The organism is Aeromonas sp. 603079, assembly GCF_049172135.1.
Classification (GTDB): Bacteria; Pseudomonadota; Gammaproteobacteria; order Enterobacterales; family Aeromonadaceae; genus Aeromonas; species Aeromonas veronii.
Window position 1 is genome coordinate 75,282 of sequence record NZ_JAAKPX010000011.1, and the last position, 15,186, is coordinate 90,467.

Annotated in this window: 14 protein-coding genes; 9 read left to right on the top strand and 5 right to left on the bottom strand. The window is 57.2% G+C overall.

What is annotated here, in order from left to right; translation table 11 throughout:
* Nucleotides 1-117 precede the first annotated feature (117 nt).
* The 4 genes from glpQ to glpT form a co-directional block, all read right to left on the bottom strand.
* Entirely contained in the window at nucleotides 118-1,206 is a 1,089-nt protein-coding gene (gene glpQ, locus G5287_RS10010; protein WP_227342415.1) for a glycerophosphodiester phosphodiesterase, read from the bottom strand.
* Nucleotides 1,207-1,310: 104 nt separating this feature from the next.
* Nucleotides 1,311-2,798: a glycerol-3-phosphate dehydrogenase gene (glpD, locus tag G5287_RS10015; protein ID WP_421231226.1), complete on the bottom strand. Its 1,488-nt coding sequence runs from the start codon at nucleotides 2,796-2,798 to the stop codon at nucleotides 1,311-1,313.
* A 317-nt stretch (nucleotides 2,799-3,115) separates the two neighbouring features.
* The gene (locus tag G5287_RS10020; protein ID WP_005337538.1) at nucleotides 3,116-3,874 is read right to left on the bottom strand and encodes a DeoR/GlpR family transcriptional regulator; all 759 of its coding nucleotides are present in this window, start codon (nucleotides 3,872-3,874) and stop codon (nucleotides 3,116-3,118) included.
* 102 nt (nucleotides 3,875-3,976) lie between these two features.
* Entirely contained in the window at nucleotides 3,977-5,335 is a 1,359-nt protein-coding gene (gene glpT / locus G5287_RS10025) for a glycerol-3-phosphate transporter (RefSeq protein ID WP_005337540.1), read from the bottom strand.
* 489 nt (nucleotides 5,336-5,824) lie between these two features.
* On the opposite strand from glpT, the gene G5287_RS10030 reads away from it, so the two are divergent.
* The 4 genes from G5287_RS10030 (at nucleotide 5,825) to G5287_RS10045 (ending at nucleotide 10,851) form a co-directional block, all read left to right on the top strand.
* The gene (locus tag G5287_RS10030; RefSeq protein WP_421231227.1) at nucleotides 5,825-6,673 is read left to right on the top strand and encodes an MIP/aquaporin family protein; all 849 of its coding nucleotides are present in this window, start codon (nucleotides 5,825-5,827) and stop codon (nucleotides 6,671-6,673) included.
* Between the two features lie 54 nt (nucleotides 6,674-6,727).
* Nucleotides 6,728-8,230 (top strand): glycerol kinase GlpK, encoded by a 1,503-nt coding sequence (gene glpK, locus G5287_RS10035; protein ID WP_421231228.1) that lies wholly within the window; start codon nucleotides 6,728-6,730, stop codon nucleotides 8,228-8,230.
* 217 nt (nucleotides 8,231-8,447) lie between these two features.
* Complete coding sequence (locus tag G5287_RS10040) at nucleotides 8,448-10,424, top strand: methyl-accepting chemotaxis protein (protein ID WP_421231229.1); 1,977 nt, start codon at nucleotides 8,448-8,450, stop codon at nucleotides 10,422-10,424.
* A 193-nt stretch (nucleotides 10,425-10,617) separates the two neighbouring features.
* Nucleotides 10,618-10,851, top strand: coding sequence for a hypothetical protein (locus G5287_RS10045; RefSeq protein ID WP_421231230.1), 234 nt, complete (start codon nucleotides 10,618-10,620; stop codon nucleotides 10,849-10,851).
* 170 nt (nucleotides 10,852-11,021) lie between these two features.
* Here G5287_RS10045 and G5287_RS10050 read toward each other — a convergent pair whose 3' ends face one another.
* A complete protein-coding gene (locus G5287_RS10050; RefSeq protein WP_042081961.1) occupies nucleotides 11,022-11,924 on the bottom strand; it encodes a LysR substrate-binding domain-containing protein in 903 nt (300 codons plus the stop codon).
* Between the two features lie 195 nt (nucleotides 11,925-12,119).
* Between G5287_RS10050 and G5287_RS10055 the strand changes: the two genes are divergently transcribed.
* From G5287_RS10055 to dkgB, 5 genes are all read left to right on the top strand, one after another.
* On the top strand, nucleotides 12,120-12,518 hold the full coding sequence (locus tag G5287_RS10055) for a DUF6404 family protein (protein WP_206901596.1): 399 nt from the start codon (nucleotides 12,120-12,122) through the stop codon (nucleotides 12,516-12,518).
* Nucleotides 12,505-12,867 (top strand): VOC family protein, encoded by a 363-nt coding sequence (locus tag G5287_RS10060; protein ID WP_421231231.1) that lies wholly within the window; start codon nucleotides 12,505-12,507, stop codon nucleotides 12,865-12,867. The genes G5287_RS10055 and G5287_RS10060 overlap by 14 nt, the downstream gene beginning before the upstream one ends.
* Nucleotides 12,868-13,132: 265 nt before the next feature.
* Complete coding sequence (locus G5287_RS10065; RefSeq protein ID WP_082044030.1) at nucleotides 13,133-13,723, top strand: HEPN domain-containing protein; 591 nt, start codon at nucleotides 13,133-13,135, stop codon at nucleotides 13,721-13,723.
* 210 nt (nucleotides 13,724-13,933) lie between these two features.
* Nucleotides 13,934-14,230: a putative quinol monooxygenase gene (locus G5287_RS10070; protein ID WP_421231232.1), complete on the top strand. Its 297-nt coding sequence runs from the start codon at nucleotides 13,934-13,936 to the stop codon at nucleotides 14,228-14,230.
* Between the two features lie 65 nt (nucleotides 14,231-14,295).
* Nucleotides 14,296-15,099: a 2,5-didehydrogluconate reductase DkgB gene (gene dkgB / locus G5287_RS10075; protein WP_421231233.1), complete on the top strand. Its 804-nt coding sequence runs from the start codon at nucleotides 14,296-14,298 to the stop codon at nucleotides 15,097-15,099.
* Nucleotides 15,100-15,186 lie beyond the last annotated feature (87 nt).

Sequence of the window (15,186 nt, forward strand, 5' to 3'; positions counted from 1 at the left end):
GGCACACCATGACGTGATCTGGCTATTTTCTGACAGGGCGCACACTCCCGTTGCGGGAACCTGAAACAAAAAGCGAGGCCAATTAGCCTCGCTTTGCATTCAAATGGCGCCAGAGTGCTATTTGGCCGCCTCTTGATGGGCCTTGATGACGGCCACCGCCTTGTCGGGGAAGTCGCTGAACACCCCATCCACATCGGCCTGATAGAGGAAGATGTTAAGGAGATCGGTGAAGTCCTTGGCATAGGCCGGGATCTGCCCCTCATCCTGACGGAAGGTATAGGGGTGAACTTTCAGGCCCGCCGCGTGGGCTTCTTTTACCATGCCGGTGAAGACCGGCTTGCCCAAAGTGCCCGGCTCGGTGACGATCATCGGTTTCCACGGGCCAATCCCTTCGGCATAGCTGGCGATGGTTTTCATCGCTCCCGGCTTGAACATCCAGTCATAGTTGTAGGGGGTCGCCTTGCCCTTGGCGTCGTAGACCATGGTCTCGTTCCAGTCGGTCTCGGCCATCAGCTGCACCAGTTTCAGATCCATACCCATGGCGGGCATCAGCTCGCTGTTGATGCGCTTGAGCTCATCGGCATCGAAGCACTGCAGATAGACCTTGTCATCCTTCCCGGTGTAGCCGTACTCCTTGAGCACCTTCAGCACTGCTTTGGAGATATCCTTACCTTCGTGACGGAACAGCCAGGGCGCTTTGATCTCCGGATAGATCCCGATGTTCTTGCCGGTGCTCTTGTTGAGCCCCTGGATCATCTCGATCTCCTCCTGGAAGGTATGGATCTTGAAGTCTGACTTCCAGAGCGGGAAGCGGGCCGGATAGACCGGCACCTGCTTGCCATCCACCAGCTGGAACGGCTCGGTCATGCGCAGGGAACGCACCTCGTCCAGGGTGAAATCCACCACATAGTAACGGCCGTCCGGACGGGCACGGCCGGGGAAGCGCGCCGCCACATCGGTGATGCCATCGAGGAAGTGATCGTGCATCACCACCAGCTGATCATCCTTGGTCATCACCAGATCCTGCTCCAGATAGTCGGCCTCCATGCCATAAGCCAGCACCTTGGACTCCAGGGTATGCTCGGGCAGGTAGCCGGAAGCGCCACGGTGGGCGATCACCACCTTGCCTTCATCGGCAGCCAACACGGGTAATGAGAGGGATGCCCCAAGGCTCAAGGCGATGAGGGAAACGGCGAGTTTTTTCATATGTGATGCTCTTTATTATTGTGTAGGTAATTGTTCTATCAGAGGTTTGTTGCATATTTACGGTGAAAAGCGGTGGGCAGCAGCGCACTGCCCACCGTCACTCATCAGCTCGCCTTGCGCAGAGCCTGATGGTATTGGTCGAGCCAGATCTGCAGCATTTGCTGCTCTGACTCGTTCAGGCGCAGCCCCAGCTTGCTGCGGCGCCAGAGGATATCGTCCAGTGAACAGGCCCACTCCCGCTCGATGAGATAACGCACTTCCGACTCGTACAGGCCGCCACCGAAGTGAATGCCGCGATCCTCTTTCAGCCAGAGACGGGCATGGGCACCATAGGCCTCGGCAATGCGCAGGGCGCTGCGATCATCGAGCCAGTCAAACTCCAGCGCAAAGGCGCGGGCCAGCTCGCGTACCGAGCAGTCAAACTCGCCGCCGGGCAGACGGCTGGTCGCCGTCCAGTCATCCCCCATCTGGCTGAACCAGGGCTTGAGCTTGTTGCAGGCGGCCTGTGCCAGCTTGCGATAGGTGGTGAGCTTTCCGCCAAACACCGACAAGAGCGGCGCACCGTCAGACTCGCCAGAGAGCTCGAGGGTGTAGTCGCGGGTCACCGCCTGCGGCGAGTCTGACTCGTCGTCACAGAGCGGGCGCACCCCGGCATAGGTCCAGATCACATCTTTCAGCGCAATTTGGCGAGTGAAGTGGGCGTTGACCACCTTGCACAGGTAGGTAATTTCGGCCTCGCTGATCTTCGCTTCCCGCGGACTGCCGTGGTGCTCCACATCCGTGGTGCCGATGAGGGAGTAGTCCTGCTGATAAGGGATGACGAAGACGATGCGGTTGTCTTCGTTTTGCAGGATATAGGCCTCTTCGCGCTCATGGATGCGCGGCACTATCATGTGGCTGCCTTTAATAAGGCGAATGCCGCGGGGGGATTTCTCGTGCAGGCTCTCGTCATAGAAGGTCTTGACCCAGGGGCCCGCCGCATTGACCAGACCACGGCAGGTGACGGTGAACTGCTCGCCCCCTTCCCGCTCCAAAGTGAGCGTCCAGTGTTTGGATCCGCGCACCGCCTTGATGCAACGGGTGCGGGTCTGCACGTCGGCCCCCTTGTCACGGGCCATCATGGCGTTAAGCACAACCAGCCGGGCATCGTCGACCCAGGCATCCGAGTATTCAAACCCCTTGTTGATCCCTGCGGTCAAACCATCTTGCGGCAGGAAGCGCACGCCACAGCTCCCCTTTAGCTTGTCGCGCTTGGCCAGATTGTCATAGAGGAACAGACCGGCGCGGATCATCCAGGCCGGACGCAGGTGCGGGCGGTGCGGCAGGCGAAAACGCATGGGACGGGCGATGTGAGGCGCCATACCGAGCAGCACCTCACGCTCCGCCAACGCCTCTTTCACCAGCCGGAATTCGTAATGCTCGAGATAGCGCAAACCGCCGTGGATCAGCTTGCTGGAGTTGGACGAGGTGGCAGAGGCGAGATCTTGCGCCTCAAACAGGGCAACCTTCAGACCCCGTCCTGCCGCATCGGCTGCGATGCCGACCCCGTTGATGCCGCCACCGACGACGACCAGATCATAATGTTCGCTCATGTTCACCTACTTTCATTTTTATGATTGCTATAACAGCAATGTTTGATTTCGCTCATTTTAGAACATGAAAATACAACAAACGAACATTTTATGGCGAAAGTGTGATCGCCACAGCCCGCCAGAGGTGGCAAAAGTGATACGGCAAGTGACCGAATGGCGTCGGGCCAAAACCGGCGGGTTAATAGCCAAAAAAACCTGATTGAATAGTGGTTTTGGCAATACCCATAAAGGGGTGAGATGAGTGCGGGACTGGGGGAGAGAAAGAGAAAGGAGGCCGCCCTGACGGGCGACCGGCACAGCCTTGGCGTGTTTCGCCGTCAGCAGATGTGGCAGGCGATCTGGTGTTGCGCCATCAATCGCGCCAGCTTTTCCGGTGGCTCCTGATCGGTAAAGAGGGCGTGGATCTGGCTGAGATTGCCCAGATTGACCATGGCATTGCGACCAAACTTGGTGTGGTCGGCGGCCAGGAACACCTGACGGGAGTGGGCGATGATGGCCTGGGCGATCTTCACCTCGTGATAGTCGAAATCGAGCAGGGAGCCGTCGTTGTCGATCCCCGAAATCCCGATGACGCCATAGTCCATGCGAAACTGGCCGATAAAGTCGCGGGTCGCCTCCCCCACGATGCCGCCATCGCGGTTACGGATCTCGCCGCCGGCAATGATGACGGTGAAGTCATCCTTGGCCGTCAGAATGCTGGCCACGTTGAGGTTGTTGGTGACGATGCGCAGCTCGCGGTGATCGAGCAGGGCGCGGGCAATGGCTTCGGTGGTGGTACCTATGTCGATAAAGAGCGATGAGCCGTCGGGAATATTGGCCGCTACCTCGCGGGCGATGCGCTCTTTCTCCTTGAGTTGCATCACTTTACGGGCGCTGTAGGCGGTATTGACGGTACTCGAATGCAGGGAGGCACCGCCATGATGGCGCCGGATCTTGTTCTGTTCGGCCAGATCGTTCAGATCCCGGCGAATGGTCTGGGGGCTGACGTCAAAGTGGGTCACCAGATCGTCGGTCGAGACAAATCCCTGCCGCGTCAGGACGTCCAGGATCTCCAGATGTCGTTGGGTTTGCTTCACGCTTGCACTCCGATGATGAGACAAAAAAAGGCCCCGGCAGATGCGGGGCCTTTTGGCAGTTTACCTGATCCCCTTTGGGCTCAATAAGCTGAGGATCACGTTTTATGCCTTATGGGCAGCCGCTTTCTTGGCCGCAACGGCAATGTTCTCGTGCTTGAGGGTCATCGCCAGCAGGATGATAGAGAGCACGCAGGAGACAGTCAGCACCATGAAGCCGCCATCCCAACCGAAGTGGTCAACGGTATAACCCAGCATGGCGTTGGCCGCGACCGCGCCGCCCAGATAACCGAACAGACCGGTGAAACCTGCCGCAGTACCGGCTGCTTTCTTCGGTGCCAGCTCAAGAGCATAGAGGCCAATCAGCATGACAGGGCCGTAGATCAGGAAGCCGATAGCCACCAGCGCCATCATGTCGATGGTCGGGTTGCCGGCCGGGTTGAACCAGTAAACCAGTACAGCCAGGGTCACCAGCACCATGAACAGGATACCGGCCGGGGCACGGCGGCCCTGGAACATCTTGTCAGAGATCCAGCCACACAGCAGGGTGCCCGGAATACCGGCCCACTCGTAGAGGAAGTAAGCCCAGGAGGAGTTGTCGACGGTGAAGTGCTTGGCCTCTTTCAGGTAGGTTGGCGCCCAGTCCAGCACACCGTAACGAATGAGGTAAACGAAAGCGTTGGCAATCGCGATGTACCACAGCAGTTTGTTGTGCAGCACGTACTTGACGAAGATCTCCTTGGCGGAGAACTCCTGCTCGTGGCTCTCGTTGTAATCCTTCGGATAGTCGTTCTTGTACTCCTCGATAGGAGGCAGACCGACCGATTGCGGGGTATCACGCATCACGAAGAAGGCGATCACTGCGATGGCGGCCGCCGCTGCCGCAGGCACATAGAAGGCACTGCGCCAGTCGTTGAACCAACCCATCCCGAGGATAAACAGCGGGCCAATCATGCCGCCACCCACGTTGTGCGCCACGTTCCAGACCGCAACCACTTCGCCGCGCTCTTTCTGTGACCACCAATGCACCATGGTGCGACCGCAGGGCGGCCAGCCCATGCCCTGTGCCCAACCGTTCAGGAACAACAGCACGAACATGATGGCAATGCTGGAGGTGGCCCAGTGCATGGTACCCATCATGAACATGATGGCAGCCGAGAGCAGCAGACCGGCGGAGAGGAAGTAACGGGCGTTGGAACGGTCAGAGACGTTCCCCATCAGAAATTTGGAGAGACCATAGGCAATGGAGACCCCGGAGAGCGCGAAACCGAGATCACCACGGGAAAAGCCCTGCTCGATCAGATAGGGCATCGCCAGACTGAAGTTTTTCCGTACCAGATAGTAGCCGGCGTAACCGAAGAAGATCCCGAAAAACACCTGCCAACGCATGCGTTTGTAGAAGGGGTCGACCTTGTCAGCCGGGAGCCTGTCGATGTGCGCCGCAGGCCTGAAGAGACTAAGCATGTTCTGCTTCCTTATTGTTGTTATGGGCGGTTGAGGATGCCCTGACCATTCCAACGAATCATGTGAGTCCACCGATTCGCAAGCGAGCCAATTGTGCTCATATGCGCTCATTTAATCTGTGATGCATGCTCAAATATTGCAGTTTTATTACAAATAAAAGCTCCAAATGAGAAACTGCTCAGCAAGCGCCAGCCCTTGTGTGGCAAGGGTTGCAAGCTACCCCCTAAGTGGTAACTAGCTGTTATCAAGATGCTTTACGTCACATTTTCTTAGCAATGAGTGGGATCTTGTCCACATTTCCTATGGAGGGGGGATGGTGAAATTATTGGGAAGGGTTATTTTCTGTCACGACCGATAACGAGCACAAACGAGCATAACGTTTGCGCAAGACGCAAAAACAACAAGGAAACGTTTTCGGCAGCAACGGATAGACACAAAAAGATAGAACGGAACATCAAACCTCTACGGGTGGATATAAGGAACAAAAGTATGAGCATACAAAGACCCAATACCCTGCTTGGCGAGTGCATCGCCGAGTTTATCGGAACCGGCCTGCTGATATTTTTCGGTGTCGGATGTGTGGCGGCACTGGTGCTGGCAGGCGCCAACTTCGGGCAGTGGGAAATTTCCATTACCTGGGGTCTGGGCGTGGCCATCGCCATCTATGTGACCGGCGGTATTTCAGGTGCCCACCTGAACCCGGCCGTCACCCTGGCGCTGATGACCTTCTGCGGTTTCGACAAGCGTAAGGTGGTGCCCTACATCATCGCCCAGATGGCCGGTGCCTTCTGCTTCGCCGCCCTTGTCTACTTCCTTTATGGTAACCTTTTCACCCAATGGGAAGTGACCCATAACGTGGTGCGCGGCAGTGTCGAGAGCCTCGGCACCGCCGGGATCTTCTCCACCTACCCCAATGCCCTGCTGACCAACATGCAAGCTTTTACCGTCGAGCTGGTGATCACCGCCGTCCTGATGCTGGGCATCATGGCGCTGGGTGACAACAACAACGGCGCCCCCAAGGGTTTCGCTGCCGCCCTGCTGATCGGTATCCTGATCGCGGTGATCGGTGCCTCCCTTGGCCCGTTAACCGGTTTTGCCATGAACCCGGCCCGTGACTTTGGTCCGAAACTGTTCGCGTTCTTTGCTGGCTGGGGTGATGTTGCCCTGACCGGTGGTCGTGACAACCCCTACTTCTGGGTTCCGATCCTTGGCCCCATCGTTGGCGCCCAGATTGGTACCGCTCTGTATGTCAAAGTGCTGGCTCCCTGCGTCCCGGGCAACCGTGTCGTCACCACCGAGCAAGCGACCCAAACCGCCAAAGAAGAGGCTGCCGCATAAGAGCGGCCCCCTCCAACGTATAAAAACGTGGAAAATAGAAACGTGGAGAACATCATGTCTGCTGAAAAGAAATATGTCGTCGCTCTGGACCAGGGAACCACCTCTTCCCGCGCCATCGTGTTTGATCAGGATGCCAATATTGTCGGTACCTCCCAGCGCGAATTCACCCAGCACTACCCGAAAGCGGGCTGGGTAGAGCACGACCCGATGGAGATCTGGGCGACCCAATCCTCTGTCTTTACCGAAGTGCTGGCCAAGACTGGCCTTCGCAGCGAAGAGATCGCCGCCATCGGTATCACCAACCAGCGTGAAACCACAGTGGTATGGGAAAAGGCCACCGGCAAGCCCATCTACAACGCCATCGTCTGGCAGTGCCGCCGTACCGCCGCCATCTGCGAGGAGCTGAAAGCACGCGGTCTGGAAGAGTACGTTCGCGAGAACACCGGTCTGGTGCTGGATGCCTACTTCTCCGGTACCAAGGTGAAGTGGATCCTCGATAACGTGGAAGGTGCCCGCGAGAAGGCAATGAACGGCGAGCTGCTGTTCGGCACCATCGACACCTGGCTGGTCTGGAAGATGACCAATGGCGAAGTGCACGTCACCGACCCGACCAACGCCTCCCGTACCATGCTCTACAACATCCGCGAGCTGAAGTGGGACGAGAAGATGCTGGACGAGCTGGGCATCCCCATGTCCATGTTGCCGGAAGTGAAACCCTCTTCCGAAGTGTACGGCTACACCACCCGTGGCGGCGGCTCCCGCATCCCCATCGCCGGTATTGCCGGTGACCAGCAGTCTGCCCTGTTTGGCCAGCTCTGCTTTGAAAAAGGGATGGCCAAGAACACCTACGGCACCGGTTGCTTCATGCTGATGAACACCGGCACCGAGCCGGTTCGCTCCAGCAACGGCCTGCTGACTACCGTCGCCATCGGCCCGAAAGGGGAAGTGAACTACGCGCTGGAAGGGGCAGTATTCATGGGCGGCGCCACCATCCAGTGGCTGCGTGACGAGCTGAAGATCATTCACGATGCCCGCGATACTGACTACTTCGCTTCCAAGGTTGGCGATACCAACGGCGTCTATCTGGTACCGGCCTTCGTCGGTCTGGGTGCCCCCTACTGGGATCCGTATGCTCGCGGCACCATGGTCGGTCTGACCCGTGGCGCCAACCGCAACCACATCATCCGTGCCGCGCTGGAATCCATCGCCTATCAGAGCCGCGATGTGCTGGATGCGATGCAGCAAGACTCCGGCATCAAGCTGGCCGCCCTCAAGGTCGACGGTGGCGCGGTAGCCAACGACTTCCTGATGCAGTTCCAGGCCGACATGATGCACACCCCGGTAGTGCGTCCGACCCGTATCGAGACCACCGCCATGGGCGCTGCCTTCCTGGCTGGCCTCGCCGTCGGCTTCTGGAAGAGCTCGGAAGAGCTGGAAGACAAGTTCAGCGTGGACCGTGAGTTTATCCCGCAGATGGACCGCGACGATCGCGCCAAGCGCTACAACGGCTGGAAGAAGGCGGTGGAACGTTCACGCCGCTGGGCAGAAGAGGAGTGATCGGGCTCCCGACATTCCGTTGAGATAAACACCAAGGAGGCCGACCATCACGTCGGCCTCTTTTTGTCTACCCCTTGCCGGCCCTCCCCTCCCGTTGCTCCCCCTGTTTTTATCTGGTGAATCTTGTTCTCACCAACCGTCACAACACAATTGAGTTCTCTATCTATAATCATCATCTGGGTCGCATATGCGGCCTTTCTTTATGGAGGAGAGAAATATGGAGAGGGCGATACACCGTTTTACACTGCACTCACTCTGGTCAGGGCTCGGGATCCGCACCCGGATCCTCTCCGGCGTAGCGATACTGATGGTTATCGCCATCAGTTGCATCACCCTGATCCTCGAGCAGATATCCCACACGCAGGCACAGCAGCGGGTCGAACGCTATGAGCTGCCAAGCAGTGTGGACCGCATTGCCAACCAGCTGACCGCCCAGCTGACCCAGCACCTGACAGAGGCGCAAGCGCTCGCCAGCAACAGCTTCGTCATCGACTGGCTGACCGCTGGCATGCCAGAAGCTGAGTGGCCCGAGATGGAGCGCTACTTTCAGGCTCTGCAACGACGTCTCGGCGGTAACGTCTTTATTGCCCCTCGCCAGACCAACACCTTGCTCAACTTCAGTGACGGCCCCACCGCCCAGAAAGCGCTGAGCGAGTCAGACCCGAAAGATGAGTGGTTTTACGGTTTTCTCCAGCGCAATCAACCTTACGAACTGAACCTCGACATCTCCGATTTCAACCAGCGAGCCTCCCTCTATATCAACACCGCCGTCACCCACGAGGGCAATACCCTGGCGGTGGCCGGTACCTCCATCGACATGAGCACCCTGAGCAAGCTCATCAGCAGCTATCGGATCGGCAAGAGCGGTCAGGTCTATCTGGCGGACATGGAAGGCAATATCGAGATCCACCCCGCACTGGAGCAAAAAGATGCCGCTCACCATCAACAATCCTTTCTCGATACCGTCAAACGGCTTATCCCCAAGGCTGGGGAACAGGTGGCAGTTGAGGCACTGACGCTGGAGGGAGAAACCTACCTTCTTGCTGTACGCTACATCCCCACCCTCAACCGGCTGCTGATTGGCGAGATCAACAGCGCCGAGTTGGAAGAGGGATTACATGAGTCACGCCAGCTCATCATCATGGTGTCGCTCGCCATCGGCACTCTGGCGATGCTGGCCTCCGCCTGGTTGGCTCACTCCATCAGTCGCCCGATTCGTCAGGCTGCCGATGGCATGCACCACATCACCGCCGATCGGGATCTGGCGACCCGCCTCGACTTCTCCGACGAGTCGGAGCTGGGCCAGATGGCCCAGAGCTTCAACCGGCTGATCCAGAGTCTTAACCAGAGCTTCTCCCGCTTCCAACAATCGGGGAGTGCCCTCTCCGCCCAATCCTCGCAAACCCTTCATCAGGCGCAGGCACTGGCGGGAGAAGCGTGCCAGCAGGCAAGGAGCATCCAAGAACTGACCAACGTAGTCGCTGCCATCGGCAGCAATGCCGAGCAGATCGCCAGCCGTTCCGAGGGGGTCAACGACGTGACCCGGCGCATCGCTGACCACATGCTCAGTGTCGAACAGGATGTGATCCAAAGTGCCGATCGTCTCGATACTTTGCGCAGCAGCATCGGCACCTCGTCCGCGCTGCTTGAAGAGGTGGTCAGGGACAGCAACAACATCACCCAGATCATGAACCTCATCCGCGATGTCTCGAACCAGACCAACCTACTGGCCCTCAATGCCGCTATCGAGGCTGCCCGGGCAGGGGATATGGGGCGGGGCTTTGCGGTGGTGGCCGACGAGGTGCGCCAACTGGCGGTGCGCACCCAGACCGCCACCAAGGACGTGCAGGATCTTATCTTGCGTCTGCAGGAGGGTACCCGGCAGGCCAGCAGCTCGATGGCAGGCTCCCACACCCTGAGCGAAGAGGGCTATAGCCGGATGCATCAAGCCAGAGAGGTGCTGGTCGATGCCACCAGCCAAATTAACCAGACAGCAAGGGAACTCAACGAAATCAGCGCGCTGGCACAAGCTCAGGATCAACAGATGGGGCAAGCCAGAGCTGCGCTTGACGAGCTCGCCATGGTGGCCGAGCATCAGCGTGAACACGCAGAGGAGAGCAATGCCGCCAGCCGCGAACTTTTCGAACTGGCCAAAGCCATCGACGAGCAGATCCGCCAATACCGGATTGGCTAGGCCCGGCGCTTCCCCCTCCTCTTCTCAATAACCAAGACGCCACCTCAGGGTGGCGTTTTCATTTTGCAAATCATTTTGCCTGCGCTCTCGGAACGGGAATGACGAGCAAGAGCACAACACATTGATTATTAACATGAAAAAATGTGGAACAGCCATTGCTTAGTGATATCAGACTCAACAGAGGGATATCGCCATGAAACCCACCACCACTCAAGCGCCCGTAGCTCACGTCGCCACTCAAAAAGAGACCCTGACCCCCCGCGAAGGCACCTTCCTGATAATGGTGGCCCAACTGGTGGTGCTCACCAGCATCGTACTGGCCGCCACCGTCGGCGGCCTCTCCTGGCAGTGGACCCTGCTGCTGGCCATTCCGCCGGTGATCGGCGGCGCCTTGCTCAGCCGGGTATGGGGCAAACCACCCCGCTAACTGCGCTTCAGCTCACACACCTTCCCGAACCGGTAGCCAACTCTCAAGTCGGCCGTCTGTGTATCTGCCGCCTGGCTAATGCTGATTGACCGCAACGAAGGCGCGCTTGTTTTTCGTTAAGCAAACCGCAGCGACGAACCGTTCAAACAAACCGCACAAACCAACCTGAACTACAGGGTATGGCTGCCCAGCTGCTCTTTGAGAAAATCGAGCCAGACCCGCAGCCGGATATCCCGCTGGGCATCGGAGTAGAAGACCGCATTGATGGGGCGCGAGGCGCCACTGTTGCTGCGGGCCAGCACCTCCACCAGCGCGCCGCTCTCCCGATCCGGCCCGGTCATGAAATCCGACAGACAGACGATCCCCTGCCCCGCCAGCGCCAGCTGACGCAAGGTTTCACCGCTGCTGGCACGCAGGCTGGGGGTGATGGCAAAGCGATCCCCCTGCTCGGCACTTAGCAGCGGCCAGTGGTTGAGGTGATCGGGATGCAAAAAGCCGAGCAGCTCGTGACCGCTCAGCAGATCCGCCGGTTGGCGCGGGGTGCCGCGCTCGCTCAAATAAGCGGGAGAGGCCAGCAGCCGCAGCCGCGAACGGCCCAGCGGCAGCGCGCGCAGGGAGGAGTCGGTCAGCTCGCCGATGCGGATAGCCATGTCCACCCGCCGCTCCATCAGATTGATAAAGCCCTCCGAGCTGTGCAGCTGTAGCTCGATGGCGGGGTAGCGGCGGCGAAACTCGCCGATGATCGGCACCAGCCGGTGCAGAATAAAGGGGGTAGCGGCATCTACCCGCAAGATCCCCTCTGGTTGCTCCCGGCGCATCAGCAGATGCCCCTCCGCCTCACTCATCTCGGTCAGGATCTTCACCGCCCGCTGATAGAACCAGCTCCCCTCCTCGGTCAGACTGACCCGGCGGGTGGTGCGATTGAGCAAAACGGTGGAGAGCTTCTCCTCCAGCCGTTTGATGCCGCGGCTCACCACCGAGTTGTCCATGCCGAGGTTCTCCGCCGCCTGGCGAAAACTGCCCGCCTCCACCACCGCCACAAACAGGGTCAGTTCATCAGAATGAGTCTTCATTGCTGTTATCCGGACAAGAGTAATGGGCCTTTATAGACGCAGCCGCTGTGGATTGGCAAGCGTGCGGTGAGGCCAGTTCTTTTTTTCTACAGAGAAAGAACGTGACCGCGAGCCCACATCATACCCGCGATTTGTCAGTACAATGCAGCCTGAAAAGCACCGTATGACACCACTTATTTCACAAGGATGAATACCATGACATTTGAAGAGCGGCTGGCCGCCGCCCATCAGGAGCTGGCTAACAAAGGGGTATGGCATGCCAACTACAATCCACCGCTGTGCAGACTACTGCGCAGGTTCGGTTATCCCGTCAAACCGCCTCACTATGAAGGTTGGCTAACCAACGTTCTGGTATTCGGGGTAGGCATTGGTCTGGTATGGGGCATGGCGATGTGGTTTTTCAGTTGGCACCCCATGGGGATAGATCCGCTGTTTGCCCTGCGCCAAACAGCCTTGTTTGCGGGATTCTGCGGCCTGACCATGGCATCTTGGCTCTGGCTACGGCGCAAGCAGCTTAAACTGACCCCGTGGGAACAACTTGCTGAACCCAGCGATGCTGATGATGAGGGAGACGAACTGAATGAAAGCCCATGAAAAATTGAACTATGTGGAGTTTGCGGCCAAGGATCTCGCCGCGACCAAGGCATTCTTTCAGGCCGTATTTGGCTGGCAATTTGTCGATTACGGCCCCGACTACTGTGCCTTTGCCGATGAAGGACTGGATGGCGGATTCTATCGTGCGGATCAGTGCAACCTGACCGCTCAGGGCGGCGCCCTGCTGGTGTTCTACAGCGCGGATATTGAAGCGACTCAAGCCAAGGTGAGCCAACACGGAGGCATCATCAACCGCCCTCTTTTCGATTTTCCCGGTGGCCGTCGTTTCCACTTCGTTGAGCCCAGCGGTAATGAGTTTGCCGTCTGGGCTGAACCGGCTTGTGCGTGATGGGTTAGTGGGAGAAGCATCCACACGATGCGCCCCAACAATATCCATAATCAGCCGTGATCTCTTACAAATATCTAAAAATACTAATTAATAACTTGTTTTGTGATCTTGCCGATGCAATTCTTTGGAAACAATGAAGTATCATCGACATTCAATGCTAATGTTTGTTATTAGCATGATGCTGCTCTTGTATATATGTTTTTCATATCCATACATTGAATACCAACCATACAATATTTAAATACCGTTTTATCTGGAAGGGATTATGTCAAAAGCAATTCAAGGATTTGAATACGCAATAAAGGATGCTGAAGAGTTATTAGCCCATTTTGATAGTGTAAATGCAAACCCACCTCCACCAAACAGCGAAGTACTAAAACGAGCAGGACTTGTAATGGCACTCACTGCATGGGAAACCTATGTAGAAGATCGTGTTGTCGAAGAAATGCATAAAAAGCTTGCGATTGTTCAAGGTAGCTATCTTGGTGATTTTATATTAAAAAAACTTCATACAGATTTGAAAACATTCCACAACCCTAGCTCCGATAAAACAAAACGAATTTTTCAAGACTATTTAGGGTTTGATGTCACTGAAGGGTGGCGGTGGTCAAATTACGAGCCAGATAAAGCCAGATCAACATTGAATCAATGGATTAAGAAGCGTGGGGATGCAGCCCATCGATCAAAACCTATAAACTCAGGAATTCCATCAGCTCATTTGATTAAACGTGACGAACTTGAAAAAGTAATCAGATTTATAAAAGACTTGGTGAAGGCCACCGACAACTATGTCAATGAAAAGATAGATCAGCACCATGCTTCTGTTTTTGAGAGACAGCATCAGATATCAAGCTAAACAACTGAAAAAAAAGTGCTGTATCTTGGCGATTCCATAATAACTACGCAAGTCTATACAGCTCTAACTATCACTTGACACCGACTTTGTCGGTGTCATTTATCGGATCCCATTGCTGCTCTCCCCTCAATACTGTTTTGCAACCAGCGCCCTGTTTCCAGCAAGTCACGGCAGGCATACTGACCCTTCGTTTTTGCCAAGGAGGTTCAGATGTCATCACCCGTGATTGTGATTGCCCAGCTTGAAGCCAAACCCGAATTCGCCGCCCAGTTTCGCGCCGCCCTTGAGCCGCTGATTGCGGCCACCTTGCAAGAGGCGGGCTGCCAGCGCTATCAGCTGCATCAGGATCTGGACAATCCAAACAGCTGGATGCTCTACGAGGTGTGGGAGAGCGAAGCGGCCCTCACCACCCATCAGGGCCAACCCCACTTTACCGAATTTGTCGCCAAGGCCGAGCCCTGGTTTGCCAGCAGCACCATTCGCCGCTATCAGCCACTGGGCGCCTGATTGGCCCTAGAGCCTGTTTCTGTTCAGCCCATCAAGGGCCAACCACCACCCCATTGAGGAACGAGATGATCAATATGCCACCCATGGGTCTGGGCACTTTCCGCCTGAAGGGCGAGCCGCTGCTTGCCACCCTGACCAACGGTCTGGAGCTGGGCTATCGCCATATTGATACCGCCCAGATCTATGACAATGAAGCCGAGGTCGGCGCCGTGCTGACCCGCAGTACTGTTGCCCGTCACGAGATCTACCTGACCACCAAGGTGTGGACCAGCGAATTCGGGCCGGGCAAGGTGATCCCGAGCCTTGAGGTGAGCCGCGAAAAACTGGGCACCGACTATCTGGATCTGACGCTGATCCACTGGCCCTCCCCCAAAGATGAAGTGCCGATGGCGGTATATCTGGAGCAGTTGGCCGAGGCCAAGGCCCGGGGCCTGACCCGGGAGATCGGGGTCTCCAACTTCACCGTGGCCCAGCTCAAACAGGCTATCGAGATTTTGGGGCCTGGGGCCATCGCCCACCAGCAGATCGAGGTTCATCCACTGCTGCAAAACCGCAAGGTGGTCGAGTTCTGCAAGGCCCAGGGTATCGCCGTCACCGCCTATATGCCGCTCGCCTATGGCAAGGTGCTGAGCGAGCCGCTGCTGATGGAGATTGGCCAGCGCCACTGCGTCTCGGCGGCCCAAGTGTCGCTGGCCTGGCTGCTGGCTCAGAATATGGCGGTGATCCCGAGCTCCACCAAGCGGGAGAATCAGACCGCCAATCTGGCCGCTCTCGATATTACCTTGAGCAGCGAGGAGATAGCCGCCATCGCCACGTTGGATCGGGGCGAGCGCTGCGCCAACCCGGACTTTGCCCCGGATTGGGATTAAACGGGAAGGGAGACATGGGCTCTCTTGCTTCGACGGCGGATACCGGCAACTCTCACGAGCCTATTGCAACTGCGAACTATCCCCTCT